Here is a 13888-nt window from a genome sequence, read left to right as displayed (position 1 = left end):
GCCTGTACACCGGGGACGCCATTAGCACAATCTACCTGCCCATCATCCCTCCGCTCCCCATCATGCCGCCGAAGTAGGAGGACATGTTGTGGAACGGCTGTCCGATGGTGATGTTGTTCAGATCCGAAAACATCATGGTCATCAACTGCTGCCTGTCGGCATCGGTTGTTGCAGCCCGCACCGATGACACGTTGCTGAACATCACCCCCATCATGCCGCGGTAGCGGTTGACATCCACCACGGTGTCGCTGCCCGACTGGTACACCTGCCCCATCTGTCCCCCCATCAGGGTCGCCATATTCTGGGCGGTCTGGTGCAGCGCCGTATTATGCCCGGCCATGTAATCCCCCATCATGTCGGCATCCTGGGCAAGGTGCAGCTTGAGGCGCAATTGGTCCATGGCCTGGGTCATGGTGTAGTTGCCGGTCTCCATCATTTCGCGCACCTGCGTCGTGATGGGACTGATGAAGTTGCTGCTCACGCTTCCGGAAACACTGTCTTTGGGAAGGCTCAATAGGTAACTGTGGTCCACGGCGAGACCGCTGTCATGGTCGATGGTGACACCCTTGATCGCAAGGGCGACGATCGCATATTTGCCGACATCGGCGGGGTCCACGGTGAGCGTATAGGCGCCGTTTGCGTCGGTCTGCGTGTTCGGCTCACCCGCATCGAGACGATAGTTGTTGTTCTTATCGAGGAAAACCGTCGCTTTCTCCAGGTAACCGTCGGCTACCTTCCCAGCCACCTTCGCAGTGGTGGACGAAGAACCGCCACCGCACCCTGCCAGCATACCGACCGCCATGACCGCTGCCGCTACCGTGACAATCTGTCGTTTCATAGTAATGCCCCCTCTTCTATCGTTGTAAGTAATGTTCAAAACTCGTAGGAAACCGCGATGCCACTACCATAATCGGCACTGCTGCGGGTCCACCCCTTGGCAAGGTACCCTTCGATACTGGTGTGGCCGGTGGCGAGGTACTTCAATTTGAGGCGTGTTTCCACTAGCGTGCTGCTCCCTTCGATGGGAGCGGTGGACGTTTTCACTACCAGCATGGGGAGCAGCGTATCTGTTACCGCGTAACCGGTTCCGGCATTGAAGCTTAAGTAGTCCTTCAAAGGGAGTAACGATGACTTCCCCTGGAAGGTATAACCCGTTTCAACGAAGGAGTACCACCTGTCCACCTGCTTGAAGAGCTCCACCGCGCCTCCTTCGTCAAAGGCCCCGGTCCCGAGAGCCTTGTTTTCGTCTCCCGTCGGAATCTTCACGAAGAGGTAGGGACGGATCCGCGGCATCAACTCCCCCTCCGGCACCAGGACGTAACCGGCCTTGGCGGTGATGTCGCCGAGACCGCTCGAGGAGCGGCCGTAGTTGTCGGGCTTGGCGGTTGACATCGAGCCGCTGCCGCCGTGCTGTCCGCTCATCGCTGCAACTTGTTTCTGCATCCCTGCCATATGGCCGCCTGAACCGAGCAAGACCCCGGTATTGACGGCAGAGTTGCTCTGATAGACATACGGTATTTCGAGGGAAAACCCGAGCCGGTCGGTTGCAGCGAGGGCCACGGTCACGGGAAGATAGATGGACCGCGTCGTGACGCCAGTGCCGTAATCGCCGGTGGCGAACTCGAACCCGAGAGTGGCGGAAAGTGCAGGCCCTTCCGCCCGCGCCAGCACTGGAAGCAGTAAAGATCCTGCCAACAGGAAGAAGCCAACGATACCCTTCTTGATCATCTTCACCTCATGGTCCGGCCGTTCTGGCGGCGCTAGCGCCGCATGCCGCCGCCCATCATACCGCCGCCACGCATGAAGCCGCCGCCGAAACCACCACTGCCTCCAGCGCCGAACCGGCCATCCTGTGATCGCATGCCTGCCCCTGTTCCTTTCATCGCCCAGACGGGGTCACCGCTGTCGCTGCGCAGCTCGACCGCGGCTCCCGTAGTCTTGTTCACCAGTTTCTGTGTCAGCAGGTAATTTTTGCCGTCCTGCCCCTGCGCCCTGGCGCCTTTGGCGCTGATCTCGTCGTTAACCCGGACAGCGATTCCTTTCTTTTGCCAGTAGGTGCCCGGCCCTACGCTCAGGTTCACGGTGCCGGAGGCCGTCTGCACCTCTACGATGAACTGCTCGTTTTCTACCTGGTGCGGCGCAGCACTGACCCGACCGGATACATTCCCCACAGTGTTGAGGTCGTAGCCACGGTTGAAGTCAAGACCGCTTTTCCCCTTGTCGTCCGAGCCGAAGCCGAGAAAGCCCGCGGAAGCATTGCCGAGCCACAGCCCGTTCAGGAGCACAGCCATCAAAATTAAACGCCAACCAGCCATAACAATGCACCGTCCTTCCGGTTGATCACCACATCGGATGCAACATGCAGCATCCGGTCAGCAGCGTAAACGCCGCCAGCACCACAACCACCGCAATAGCCTTCATCATCCCCCCATTGTTCCGGTTACCGGCACCGCTCAGCAGCCCACTTCGTCCCAAGATATCCACCTCCTTTCCCAAATGTCGACGGTGAAGGGTTATCACGGTTCGTGCCAGGATGCCGCAACAGCGTAAGTCACCGGATCAGCATGCAACTATGCGCTCGGCCATGTACGGGGGGTGCTCGTTTGGTGCAAAGATTTGCACCGCACCTCAAGGGTCTTGCACAACTGCCTTCTCGTCGAGAAAGCCGTACTCCTTCAACTTGTACTGTAAAGAGCGACGTGAGATGCCGAGTTCCGCAGCAGCGAGGCGGCGATTGCCGACATGTTTTGCAAGCGCCTGGGCGATCAGGTCACGCTCCGTTCCTTTCAAACGCTCTCTGCTGTCCAGTGGCCTGTCCCCACTCGTGGACACGATCTCCCCCGGAAGCGTAGCTACCCGAACCAGGTCCTTCGACAGGATCACCGCCCTCTCCATCACGTTTTGCAGCTCCCGAACGTTGCCGGGCCAGTCATAACGACGCAGGGCTGACAGGGCATCGTGCTCGATTCCCTTCAGTGTCTTGCCCAGTTGAGAGCTGAAGTGCTGCATGAAGTATTCAGCCAAAATTGCTATGGCATCTACCCTTTCCTTCAGAGATGGAAGTTGCAGCGGGAAGACGTTGAGCCGGTAATAAAGGTCTTCGCGGAAGCGACGTTCGGCAACTTCCTCGCGCAGGTTTCGGTTGGTAGCGGCGATGATGCGGACATCTGCCTTTATCTCCCGGCTTCCCCCTACCCGCTCGAACGCCCGCTCCTGGATTACGCGCAGCAGTTTCGCCTGCAGGGAAAGCGGCATCTCACCGATCTCGTCAAGAAAGATGGTGCCCCCCTTGGCCAGCTCGAATTTCCCCTGGCGCGCCTGGATGGCGCCGGTAAAGGCTCCCTTCTCGTGACCAAACAGTTCGCTTTCCAGGAGGTTTTCCGGTATGGCGGCGCAGTTTATGGCGACGAAGGCGCCATTTCTTCTCTGGCTCATCAAGTGAACGGTTCGCGCAACCAGTTCTTTTCCAGTGCCGCTTTCACCGAAGATCAGCACGTTCGCCATGGTGCCGGCCACGTCATGGACCAGTTGCCGCACGGCGCGCATGGCGTCACCGGCAAAAAGAAGATCCTCCGGCGGCAGCCCCGCGTCCTCGGACTCCTTGAGGGAGAGGTATTCCCGCGTCCGGCTTTGCGCCTCGATGGTGCGCTGCACCAGGACGAGCAGCGCCTGCGGGTCCTGCAGCGGCTTGGTCAGGAAGTCCACCGCCCCTTCTTTGATGGCGCAGACAGCCTCATCAACGGTGCCGAAAGCGGTAAGGAAGATGAAGGGGGGCGCGCCGGGATCGGTGCGTGTCTCCCGAAACAGGTCAAGGCCGCTCTTGCCGGGGAGCTTCAGGTCGGAAACCACGACGTCGAAGCCGGTCTGGCGCAACAGGCGCAGCGCCTTCGCGCCGTCGCCTGCAGTTTCCACCTGGTACCCTTCGTCCTGCAGAACGGTCCGCAAAAAAGCACGAAAGGTCTCGTCATCCTCAACAACCAGCACAGATCCCTTCATTTCGGCTCCTCTACCTGGTCAGCGGGCGCAGGGGAGAGTCAGCGTAACCACGGTCCCCTCCCCTGCCCTGCTTTGCAGCATGATGCTGCCACGGTTTGCTTCCACGATCTTCCTGCACAGGGCAAGCCCCAACCCGGTCCCCCGGCTTTTGGTGGTGAAGAACGGGTCGAAAACATGCGTGCGATGTTCCTCCGCGATACCGCTACCATTGTCACGAATGCTGACAACGGCATCCTTGCCGGAGCGTTCGGCCAGCACGTGCAACTGTCCGCCGTCAGGCATGGCCTGAACCGCGTTGTGCCCGAGGTTCAGCAGCGCCTGTTCGATCCTGTCCCGGTTGCCGCGGAGCAGCAAATCTGCAGGACAGCGCCAGTTGATGGTGACACCGTTGGCTACGGCATCCGGCTGGAGTAAAGAGACAGTATGCGCTAGAAGGTCAGCGAGGGGAAAATCAGCGACCACCTCCGGCTCATTCCCCGCGTAGGCCAGAAGATCATTCACCAGGCTCTCCAGACGCACCGCCTCGGTCACGATGCTCTGGGCAAATGCAGCGTTACGCGTTTCCTGGGGCTTCGCGGCGATGACCTGGGCGAACCCCTTGATCCCCGCCAGCGGGTTGCGAATCTCGTGGGCCAGCACGGCACCCATTTCCCCGAGTTTCGCCAGCGCCTCCCTGCGCGCCAGTTCCTCCCGGTGGCGTTCGTCGCGCCGCGCATAGCGAGCGAGACCGACGGCCAAAAGCCAACCCACGGCAACCAGCCCGAGCACGATGGTCATGTTGAGCCGGGCGCGCCGGATCACCGCGTCCGCGCGATAGGTGTGCAGGGCGAGCACCAAGGCGAGCGGCTCCCCATGCAGCGTCACGGGCGAAACGAACTGGTAGGCGCGCTCACCGGTGCCGAGGACAACACGGGTCTCGGACCGCGTCAGCAGCGAGATATCCTGATCAGAATGGCGGCCGACTGTGGCACCGATGAGATCATGATTGGAGTGGAAGCGATAGACGCCCTGTCGATCGACAAGCGCAAAATAGGCGACATCTGGTGGATGGAAAGAGTGCAGCGTCTCCAGGGAGGGGTCGTTGGCAGCAAGTTTTTCTATGGCGGTAGTCAGCGAGAGTTCGAGCCCACGCAGGTTTTCCCTGGCTATGGGCCCGGCCTCGCGGTAGTCGTAGACTGCAAACCAGAGCAGACAACAGGTAACGGCGACACCAAGCAGCAAGATCGCTTTCCTGAACATACTATCTACCCGGACACTTCACTAGCTGCCCCCCCATACCCCACCTCCGCCCGGAACGTTTCATGGCAAGAATTGCAGCGTTTTGCCACAGAAGCGAAGGCCGCCCGGGCGCCCTGAAGGTCACCTTTCTTGGCGGAGTCGGCAAGGACCGTGACATCCCTTTCGAAGTCGCTGACGATGCCCTGAAAGTCTTTCAGTTTGGCCACGTTTTTATGGGGCGTTGACTTCTTCAGATCGGCAGTGGTGGAGAGAATGTAGTCAGTCTGCTTGACCACACCCTTCAAATCACCCTTATCCAACGACGTCACGATCAGCACCTGAGCCTTGGCGTACCGCGGCATCATCTTGTGCAGTTTAGCCATATGGGCGTCGACGTGGTGTTTGTCATGGTGCTGCCCTTCGTGGGCATCTGCCACTGCTGTGGCCAGCAACATGGCAGCAGCTATTACTGTCATAACCTTGATCATAGTTTCTCCAGTTAGTGCTCCTTTATCTCCAGCGCAACGTCATCGTCACCCGAGGCACTCCGCCCCAGTTTGTCGGTGATCTTCCAGTGCACCTTGATCGGCGCCCCCGCCTGGAGGGAAAGCGGAGTCCTGGTTTTCAGCACTCCTGCCATGTCAAAGACGGACTGGTAGATCTCCCCATCGATCTTTTTGCCATCGGCACCGGACAACGACAATTCCTTGATATCCACCGGGCGGTCGAAGAAGGCATCTACCTCCTCGACCTTGGCAGCTCCCTTCTCCTTCATGCCGACCACGCCTAACAGACGGGGCTCCGTGAGAGGAAGCACCGCCTTCTCATCGGCTTCAGCAACAAGTTTGTTGAACGCAGTATAGGCCCCATCGACCTTGATGGTGACATCGGTCACACCGCTGAACTGGCGCATGGTCAGCACCACGGCGTTGACAATTGCCCGCTCTGCCTGCGGGTCGGGCTTCATCGTGCCCAGTTCCTTGCTGAAGCTGACGGATACCGTGCCGCCGGACTGGGACACGTCGAGGACCCGGCTACCAGCCGGGAATGGTTGGGCAAGTTCGCCCTGGTACGCCTTTTGGTCCCCCATTCCCGCTAGGAGCTTGCCCAGCGCAACCTTTTTAATGCTCGCCTCATCAAAGGTGAAGAACGGGAAAGGAAGCACCTTCCCTGGCTCCTTCGCCGAGGGGAAGTAGATGACGAAACCGTAGCAGGTGCCCTTGTCTACCGGCGGAACCGGTCCGAAGTAGTTGACGAAAGCCCCGGTGGCGTTAACCCTCCCCTTCGCTTCCGCGGGCGGCTCCTTACGGGAAGTACATCCTGTAAAAGCGAAGACAAGAAGAAACAGGATTAGGGCACGAGCGGTGCGCACGAGGGAGACGTTGTCCATGAAAAGTATCCTCTAATGTATTTTCTGAAAAAACGCCAACCGATAATTCTTATGGTTCAATCAGTTACCCTTACAGGTAGTCAGAGCGAGACACCAACGGCAGAAGAGGACAGGATATAGCAGGAGGGAGAAGGTAAAGCAAAGGGCGACTCCCGATCAGGAGCCGCCCAGACTGTGCTACTTCACGGTGTACCAGAACTTGGAGGTGCGTACCTGGCCGTCTTTCAGCTTGAACTTGCACATCACGCCGTACTTCCCCTTCTTGGAGAGGTCGAAGTCGGCGCCGAAGTGGCCCTGCATCCCCATCAGGTCCTTGGTCTGCTCGGACTTGTCCGGACCCTGAACCTTGGCCTTCACTTCACCTTCGGTAAGCGGCTTGCCGGTCTTGGCGTCCTTGAACTCGACAGCAATGTGATGGGTCTCTTTCATACCTTTGGGAAGTTCCATCTTCATGGCAGCCATATGCTCTTTCATGCTCATGACCTTGAAAGTAGCCTTGACGCCATTGACAACCTCTTCGTGGGCGACGCCACCCATATCATGATCCATCTTCATGTTGCCATGGCCCATGTCCATGGAACCGTGATCCATAGCATAAGAAGCGATCGGAGCAGACAGAGCGAGTGCGGCGGCAGCCAGGACGACGAGTTTTTTCATGGTAATTCTCCTTTTGCGTGAAAAATAATCTGTGATTGACTAAGCACGCGGTGTGCCAAGAGCTAAAGTGCCGTTTCAACGTGGTCTCGCTGTGGTGCAGCAAGACCACTAGAGGAATATTCTACTGCAGCAGTAGCATATTCGTCTAATGCTTCATCCCCGAGTACTTCAGCTTCCCTTTCTTCAGGTCGTGCTTCTTCATCAGTACGAAGATCACCGGGGTCATGATCAGTACGTGCACCGCGGAGGAGATCATGCCGCCGATCATCGGCGCCGCGATCGGCTTCATCACGTCCGCGCCGGTGCCGGAGGACCACATGATGGGGACCAGGCCGAGGAGAGCGACGGCAACCGTCATCAGCTTGGGCCGCAGCCTCAGCACCGCCCCCTCAAAGGTGGCGTCATAGATATCCTGCTCGGTGACCGGCCCCTTGAGGAGCTTCTTGTCCAGCGCCTCGTGCAGGTAGATGACCATCACGACGCCGGTCTCGACGGCAATACCATAGAGGGCGATGAAGCCGACCCAGACGGCAACCGACATATTGTAGCCGAGCAGTTTCACAAGGTAGACCCCGCCCACCAGCGCGAACGGCACCGAGAGCATGACCATGCTCGCCTCCAGCGCGGAGTGGAAGGTGAAGTAGAGCAGGATGAAGATGATCAGGATCCCGGCCGGAACCAGCATCTGCAGCCGCGCCTTGGCGCGCACCTGGTTCTCCCACTGTCCGGACCAGGCGACGTAGTAGCCCGGGGGGAGTTTCATCTGCTTCTCCAGCACCGTCTTGGCCTCGTTGACGAAGCCACCCATGTCGCGGCCGCGCACGTTGAGGAAGACGATGGAGCGCAAGAGACCGCCTTCGCTGTTGATCTCGGGGGCACCGGTGGAAACCTTCAGCTTGGTCACCAGCGAGAGCGGCACCTGCGCCCCCTCCATGCCGGAAACCAGGATGCGCTGAATGGACGGGATGTCGCTGCGCATCTCGCGCATGTAGCGCAGGCGGATCGGGAAACGGTTGCGCCCTTCCACCGAGGTGGAGAGCATCTCACCGCCCAGGGCGGTGGAAATGACTTCCTGAATGTCCCCCACCGAGACGCCGTAGCGTGCCGCGGCTTCGCGGTCGATGTCGATGTCGATGTAGTTGCCGCCGGTGACTCGCTCGGCGACGACGTCCGCAGCGCCCGGCACGGTCTTCAGGATCCCCTCGGCCTGCACCGCGAGGTCCTTCAGCACGTTGAGGTCGGAGCCGAAGATCTTGACGCCCAGGTCGGTACGCACGCCGGTGGAGAGCATGTTGATACGGTTGATGATCGGCTGGGTCCAGCCGTTTCTGACCCCGATCTGCTGTAGCTTGCCGTCCAGCTCCGCCACGATATCGGCCTTCGTGATGCCCGGACGCCACTTCTCCTTGGGCTTCAGGATGATGATGCTCTCGAACATGGAGACGGGCGCGGGGTCGGTGGAGGTCTCGGCGCGTCCAACCTTGCCCAGCACGTGCTCCACCTCGGGCACGCTCTTGATCACGGTGTCCTGCACCTGGATCAGGCGCTTGGCCTCGTTGATGGAGATATTGGGCAGTGTCACCGGCATGTAGAGCAGCGAGCCCTCATCCAGGGGCGGCATGAACTCGCTGCCGATGCTCATGAACATGGGGATGGCGATGGCCAGCGCCAACACGTTCAGCGCGATGGTGGTCTTCTTCCACTTGAGCACCCACCGGATCACCGGGGAGTAGAGCTTGATGAAGAAAGATGAAACCGGGTTCGAGCTCTCCGGAGGCATCTTGCCGCGCATCAGGAAGTACATGAGGACCGGCACCAGCGTGATGGCGATGAAGGCCGACCCCATCATGGAGAAGGTCTTGGTGAAGGCAAGGGGATGGAACATCTTGCCTTCCTGCCCTTCGAGCAGGAACACCGGCACGAAGGAGAGAATGATGATGGCCAGCGAGAAGAAGATGGCGCGCCCAACCTGCTTGGCCGAGGTAATGATGACGTCCAGGCGCTTCTCTTTGCGTTCTTCGGGCGGCATCTCGGAGAGGTGGCGGTAGCAGTTTTCTACCATGATGACGCCGGCGTCGACCAGGACGCCGATGGCGATGGCGATGCCGCCCAGCGACATGATGTTGGACGTGACGCCCATCAGCTTCATGGTGATGAACGAGATCAGCACGGCGATCGGGAGCGTGAGCACGATGACCATGGCGCTCTGGAAGTGAAGCAGGAACACCAGGATGACCAGCGACACCACGACCGATTCCTCGATCAGCGAGTGCTTCAAAGTGTGGATGGCGCGCTCGATCAGATCGCTACGGTCATAGGAGACCATGATCTTGACGCCGGGCGGGAGCCCCTTCTCCAGCGAAACGATCTTCTCCTTGACCCGGTCGATGACGTCTTTGGCGTTCTCGCCGTATCGCATGACCACGATGCCGCCCACGGCCTCGCCCTGCCCGTTCATGTCCAGCATGCCGCGCCGGATCGCGCCGCCCAGCTGCACGGTGCCCAGGTTCTTCACGTAGATGGGCGTGCCGCGCATGTCGGCGCCGACCACGATGTTTTCCAGGTCCGCGGTGGACTTCACGTAGCCGCGGCCACGGATCAGGTACTCGGCATCGGCCTGCTCCAGAAGCCTGCCGCCGACGTCGTTGTTGGACTTCTTGATGGCATCGGCAACCTGTCCCACCTTGATGTTGTAGGCAAAGAGGCGGTTGGGGTCGAGATCGACCTGGTACTCGCGCACGAAACCGCCGATGGAGGCGACCTCGGCCACGCCCGGCACCGTGTTCAACTGGTAGCGCACGAACCAGTCCTGCAGTGTCCGCAGCTGCTCGAGGTCGTACCCCTTCCCTTCCAGCGTGTACCAGAAGACGTGGCCGACGCCGGTGCCGTCCGGGCCGAGGGTCGGCACGACGCCCTGCGGCAGCAGGCTGGCAGCGTAGTTCAGGCGCTCCAGGACGCGGGTCCTGGCCCAGTAGATGTCCGCCTTGTCCTCGAAGATCACGTAGATCATGGAGAAGCCGAAGGCGGAGGAAGCACGCACGGCGCGCACCTGCGGCAGCCCCTGCAGGTTGACCGCCAGCGGATAGGTGACCTGGTCCTCGACTACCTGCGGTGAGCGCCCCGGATAATCGGTAAAAACGATGACCTGGTTGTCCGAGAGATCCGGTATCGCATCCACCGGGGTCTTGTAGACCGCCCAGACGCCCCAGGCTATCAGCAGGGCGAACAGCATCAGCACTATCACCCGGTTGCGGGCGGAATATTCGATGATCTTTTCAATCATGTAAACCCCTCAAGGAGAACAATAAAAACAATGCCGTTCGTGAACCAGATCCTGCTTAACCTCGTTCCCAAGCTCCTGCTTAACCTCGTTCCCAAGCTCCTGCTTAACCTCGTTCCCAAGCTCCTGCTTGGGAACGTAACAGCTCCGTGAAGCTCCAGCTTCACACTTTGCGAAGCAAAATTTCTCAGGTCCGTTTCCGATTCTAAGCTGGAGCTTTGAGATGGCGGTGCGTCCCAAGCTGGAGCTTGGGAACGAGTTAACAACTACATCTTCATGTCGCCCATATCCATGCCGCCGCCCTTTTTGGGTGCGGCGGGTGCGGCCGGGGCGCCGTGCCCCTGGTGCTGACCTGCTGCACCAGGGGCCGTGGCAGCGCCGGGAGCGGCAGCTCCGCCGGCATGCCCTTCGTGGCCGCCGCCACCGCTACCGCCGGCAAGCTGCGATTCGGAATCGATCAGGTAGCCGCCCGAAGCCGCCACCTTGTCACCCTGCTTCAGACCGGACAGGATCTGCACCTTGTCCCCGACGCGGGCGCCCACCTGGACGTCATGCGGCTCGAACATGCCGGGCTGGGACTCCACCCACACCACCTGGCGCTTGCCGGTGTCCATCAGTGCTGTCGCCGGCACAACCAGCGCGCTCCCCAGCGGCGCCTTGATGGAGGCATTGACGAACATGTCCGGCTTCAGCTTGAGGCCGGGGTTCCCCATCTCCACCCTCACCTTCACGGTACGGGTCTTGGGATCGAGGAAGGGATAGATGAAGGAGACACGACCGGCGAAGGTCTTACCGGGATACGACTGGGAGACGATCTCCACCCGCTGCCCCATCTTCACGAAGCTGAACTCGTTCTCGTAGACCTCGACGTCGACCCAGACGGTGGAGAGGTCGGCGATATTGAAGAGCGGATCGCCCATATTCACGTACTGCCCTTCCTGGACCACCTTTTCGATCACCACCCCGGAAAGCGGCGTGTAGATGGGGAGCTTGATATTGGGATGCCCGGCCTTTTCCAGCCCGGCGATCTGCTCGTCCTTCACCCCCAGGAGCTTGAGCCTCTGGCGCGCCGATGCCACCAGACCTTCACCACCTTGGGAGATGGCGTCGATGGTGGATTTCTTGAACTGCTCACGGCTTCTCAAGGCCAGCAGGTATTCCTGCTGCGCAGCGACCAGGTCGGGGGAATAGATCTCCGCCACCGGTCTTCCCTTGGAGACGAAGGCGCCCACCGTGCTCACATTGAGCTTGTCGATGCGCCCTGCCACCCAGGCGGTCACCTTGGCCTGCTTGGACTGGTCGTACTGCACGATGCCGACGGCGTTGATCTCCTTGGAAAGCGGTGCGTACTCGGCCGGCACCGTGGCAACGTTGGCCATGACCGACTGGGTCGGCGACAGCGAGACGTGCCCGAGCATCTTCTGCTCCTCGGCGCTGGCCTGGGTCCCCTCGACCTTCTTGATCAGCTGCATCCCGCAGATGGGGCAGACCCCGGGCTTGTCCTTGATGATGAAAGGGTGCATGGCGCAGGTGTAGAGCACCTGCCCCTGGGCCGCTTTTTCCTTGCCGGCCGGCGCCTGGTGCTTCTGCTGCCACAGGTAGTAACCTCCACCGGCTGCCGCGGCAACCAGGATCAGGACGACGGGGATTGCGACCTTGACGCTTTTGTTCATGAGTAAATACCTCGCGGGGTAGAAATTAAATAAATTGCAGCGGTCAACCGGGGAAACATGCTGCTTTTACAACATAATATGCTGTCACGTCCCCTCCCCCGGAGGGGGAGGGACAGGGAGGGGGATCGTTACCTTGGGGGCTCCCCCCTCCCAACCTCCCCCCTCCGGGGGGAGGAGCTATAGCTACTGCAGGTCCTTGCCGACCAGGGCTTCGAGCTGGGCCAGCTTCATCTGGTAATCGGCCATGGAGTCGTAGTATTCGCGCTCGTAGTTGAACAGGGTGACCCGGTTGTCCAGCAGGGTCAGGAAGTCCACCTTGTTGACCCGGTAACCGATGACTGCCGACTCCAGCGACTGCTCGGCCTGCGGGATGATGCCGGTGGTGTACAGGTCGATCAGCTTCCTGCGCCGCTCCAGCTGCGCCAGCAGATCATTCACCCCCGAAGAAATGGTGTTGCGCGCGCCGTTCAACTCCTCGCTGGCCATGTTGATCTCCGAGGAAGACTCGGCCCGCATGGCAGCGCGGCGCTCCTTTTGAATGGGAAGATTGAAGGTTACGCCCAGCGAGTACATGTCGGAACCGTCGCTCCCCATGGCCTTCTGGCGCTGCATGTATTCGAAGGAGACATTGAAGTCGGGGTAGGACTCCTTCTGCGCCAGCATGTGCCCCGCCCTCCCCTTCTCGATCTGCGCCTTGACCGCCTTGAGTTGCGGGCGGTTTTCCTCGGCCATGTCGACCAATTGTTCAGGGGTGTAGGTGAAGGGAGTCAGCTTGAAATCGGGAACGGCGCCGACCTTGGTGCTCTGGGGGCGATTCAGCAGCGAGTTGAGGCTCACCTCGAGACTCCTGCGCTGCTGCTCCAGTGATATTTTCATGTCCAGCATTTTGGACCGCTCGAGAAGCGCCTTGTAGATGTCCTGCTGCGCGCCCTGCCCGACCGAGTACTTGGTCTGGGCCAGGGTGATGAAGTCGTCGAGGATCTTGATGTTCTTATCGATGATGGCAAGGGATTTATCGATGAAGTAGACCTGGTAGTACGCCTCACGCACCATCCGGGTCAGTTCGAGCTTGCGCTCCTCGACACTCCAGCGATAGGTCTCGGCCTCGGCGGCGGCGATGTCTTCCTTGAGCTTTCTCTTGCCGGCGAAGGGGATCAGCTGACTGATGCCCACCACCTTCTGGGTCATGGAATCCTTGTTGAAGCTCAATGGATCGGTGACGATCATGTTCTGCAGCTTCAGCATCAGCATGGGATCTTCCAGGGCACCGGCCTGCTTGATGCGGCTCTTGTACATCTCCCAGCGGGCCGACGTCGACTTCAGTTCCGGGTTATTGCCCAGAGCAGCCTGCACAAGCTGGTCAAGGTTTTCGGTGGCGGGCTTTGTGTCTTCTGCGAGAACCGCAGGGGCGGTCATCAGGACGGTTAACAAAAGGTACAGCGGGAAAAGCCGGTATTTCATGGTGACTCCAGAAACGTGGCGGTAGCTTTCACAATGGGTTTACACGATCCGTGCCCGTTTTTTAAGTGCCTGTTTTACCGCATTTTTGCCAGCGACTCATACAAAATCCCAGAAGGATATTCGGCAGTTACCGTGGAATATTATACACATATCGGCACCATTTACTTTTTCATTCACAGAAAATCGGCATAAAAAGAAAAATCTGAAGAGCAC

The 13888-nt window shown here is 59.6% G+C and carries 11 protein-coding genes; all 11 read right to left on the bottom strand.

From position 1 onward, the window contains the following. Positions 1–31 precede the first annotated feature (31 nt). The gene (locus JFN91_RS08475) at positions 32–838 is read right to left on the bottom strand and encodes a hypothetical protein (protein WP_199388761.1); all 807 of its coding nucleotides are present in this window, start codon (positions 836–838) and stop codon (positions 32–34) included. A gap of 35 nt (positions 839–873) precedes the next feature. Next, positions 874–1728 carry a transporter gene (locus tag JFN91_RS08470; protein ID WP_199388760.1) on the bottom strand — a complete coding sequence of 285 codons (855 nt, stop codon included), beginning with the start codon at positions 1726–1728 and terminating at the stop codon, positions 874–876. Positions 1729–1760: 32 nt separating this feature from the next. Continuing rightward, the gene (locus JFN91_RS08465; protein WP_199388759.1) at positions 1761–2315 is read right to left on the bottom strand and encodes a DNA-binding protein; all 555 of its coding nucleotides are present in this window, start codon (positions 2313–2315) and stop codon (positions 1761–1763) included. A gap of 313 nt (positions 2316–2628) precedes the next feature. After that, positions 2629–3996, bottom strand: coding sequence for a sigma-54-dependent transcriptional regulator (locus JFN91_RS08460; RefSeq protein ID WP_199388758.1), 1368 nt, complete (start codon positions 3994–3996; stop codon positions 2629–2631). Positions 3997–4014: 18 nt separating this feature from the next. Next, a complete protein-coding gene (locus JFN91_RS08455; RefSeq protein ID WP_199388757.1) occupies positions 4015–5235 on the bottom strand; it encodes a two-component system sensor histidine kinase NtrB in 1221 nt (406 codons plus the stop codon). A gap of 5 nt (positions 5236–5240) precedes the next feature. Further along, positions 5241–5702 (bottom strand): cytochrome c, encoded by a 462-nt coding sequence (locus JFN91_RS08450; protein WP_199388756.1) that lies wholly within the window; start codon positions 5700–5702, stop codon positions 5241–5243. 11 nt (positions 5703–5713) lie between these two features. Next, positions 5714–6604 (bottom strand): GerMN domain-containing protein, encoded by an 891-nt coding sequence (locus JFN91_RS08445; protein WP_199388755.1) that lies wholly within the window; start codon positions 6602–6604, stop codon positions 5714–5716. Between the two features lie 177 nt (positions 6605–6781). Beyond that, a complete protein-coding gene (locus JFN91_RS08440; RefSeq protein WP_199388754.1) occupies positions 6782–7261 on the bottom strand; it encodes a hypothetical protein in 480 nt (159 codons plus the stop codon). Between the two features lie 145 nt (positions 7262–7406). Continuing rightward, positions 7407–10544 (bottom strand): efflux RND transporter permease subunit, encoded by a 3138-nt coding sequence (locus JFN91_RS08435; protein ID WP_199388753.1) that lies wholly within the window; start codon positions 10542–10544, stop codon positions 7407–7409. Between the two features lie 263 nt (positions 10545–10807). After that, positions 10808–12214 carry an efflux RND transporter periplasmic adaptor subunit gene (locus tag JFN91_RS08430; protein ID WP_199388752.1) on the bottom strand — a complete coding sequence of 469 codons (1407 nt, stop codon included), beginning with the start codon at positions 12212–12214 and terminating at the stop codon, positions 10808–10810. Between the two features lie 183 nt (positions 12215–12397). Beyond that, positions 12398–13675: a TolC family protein gene (locus JFN91_RS08425; RefSeq protein WP_199388751.1), complete on the bottom strand. Its 1278-nt coding sequence runs from the start codon at positions 13673–13675 to the stop codon at positions 12398–12400. Between the last annotated feature and the right edge of the window lie 213 nt (positions 13676–13888).

This window comes from Geomonas anaerohicana (assembly GCF_016458305.1).
GTDB classification, from domain to species: domain Bacteria; phylum Desulfobacterota; class Desulfuromonadia; order Geobacterales; family Geobacteraceae; genus Geomonas; species Geomonas anaerohicana.
Note: the sequence above shows the minus strand (reverse complement) of the source record. Positions and strands in the feature narration are given on the sequence as shown.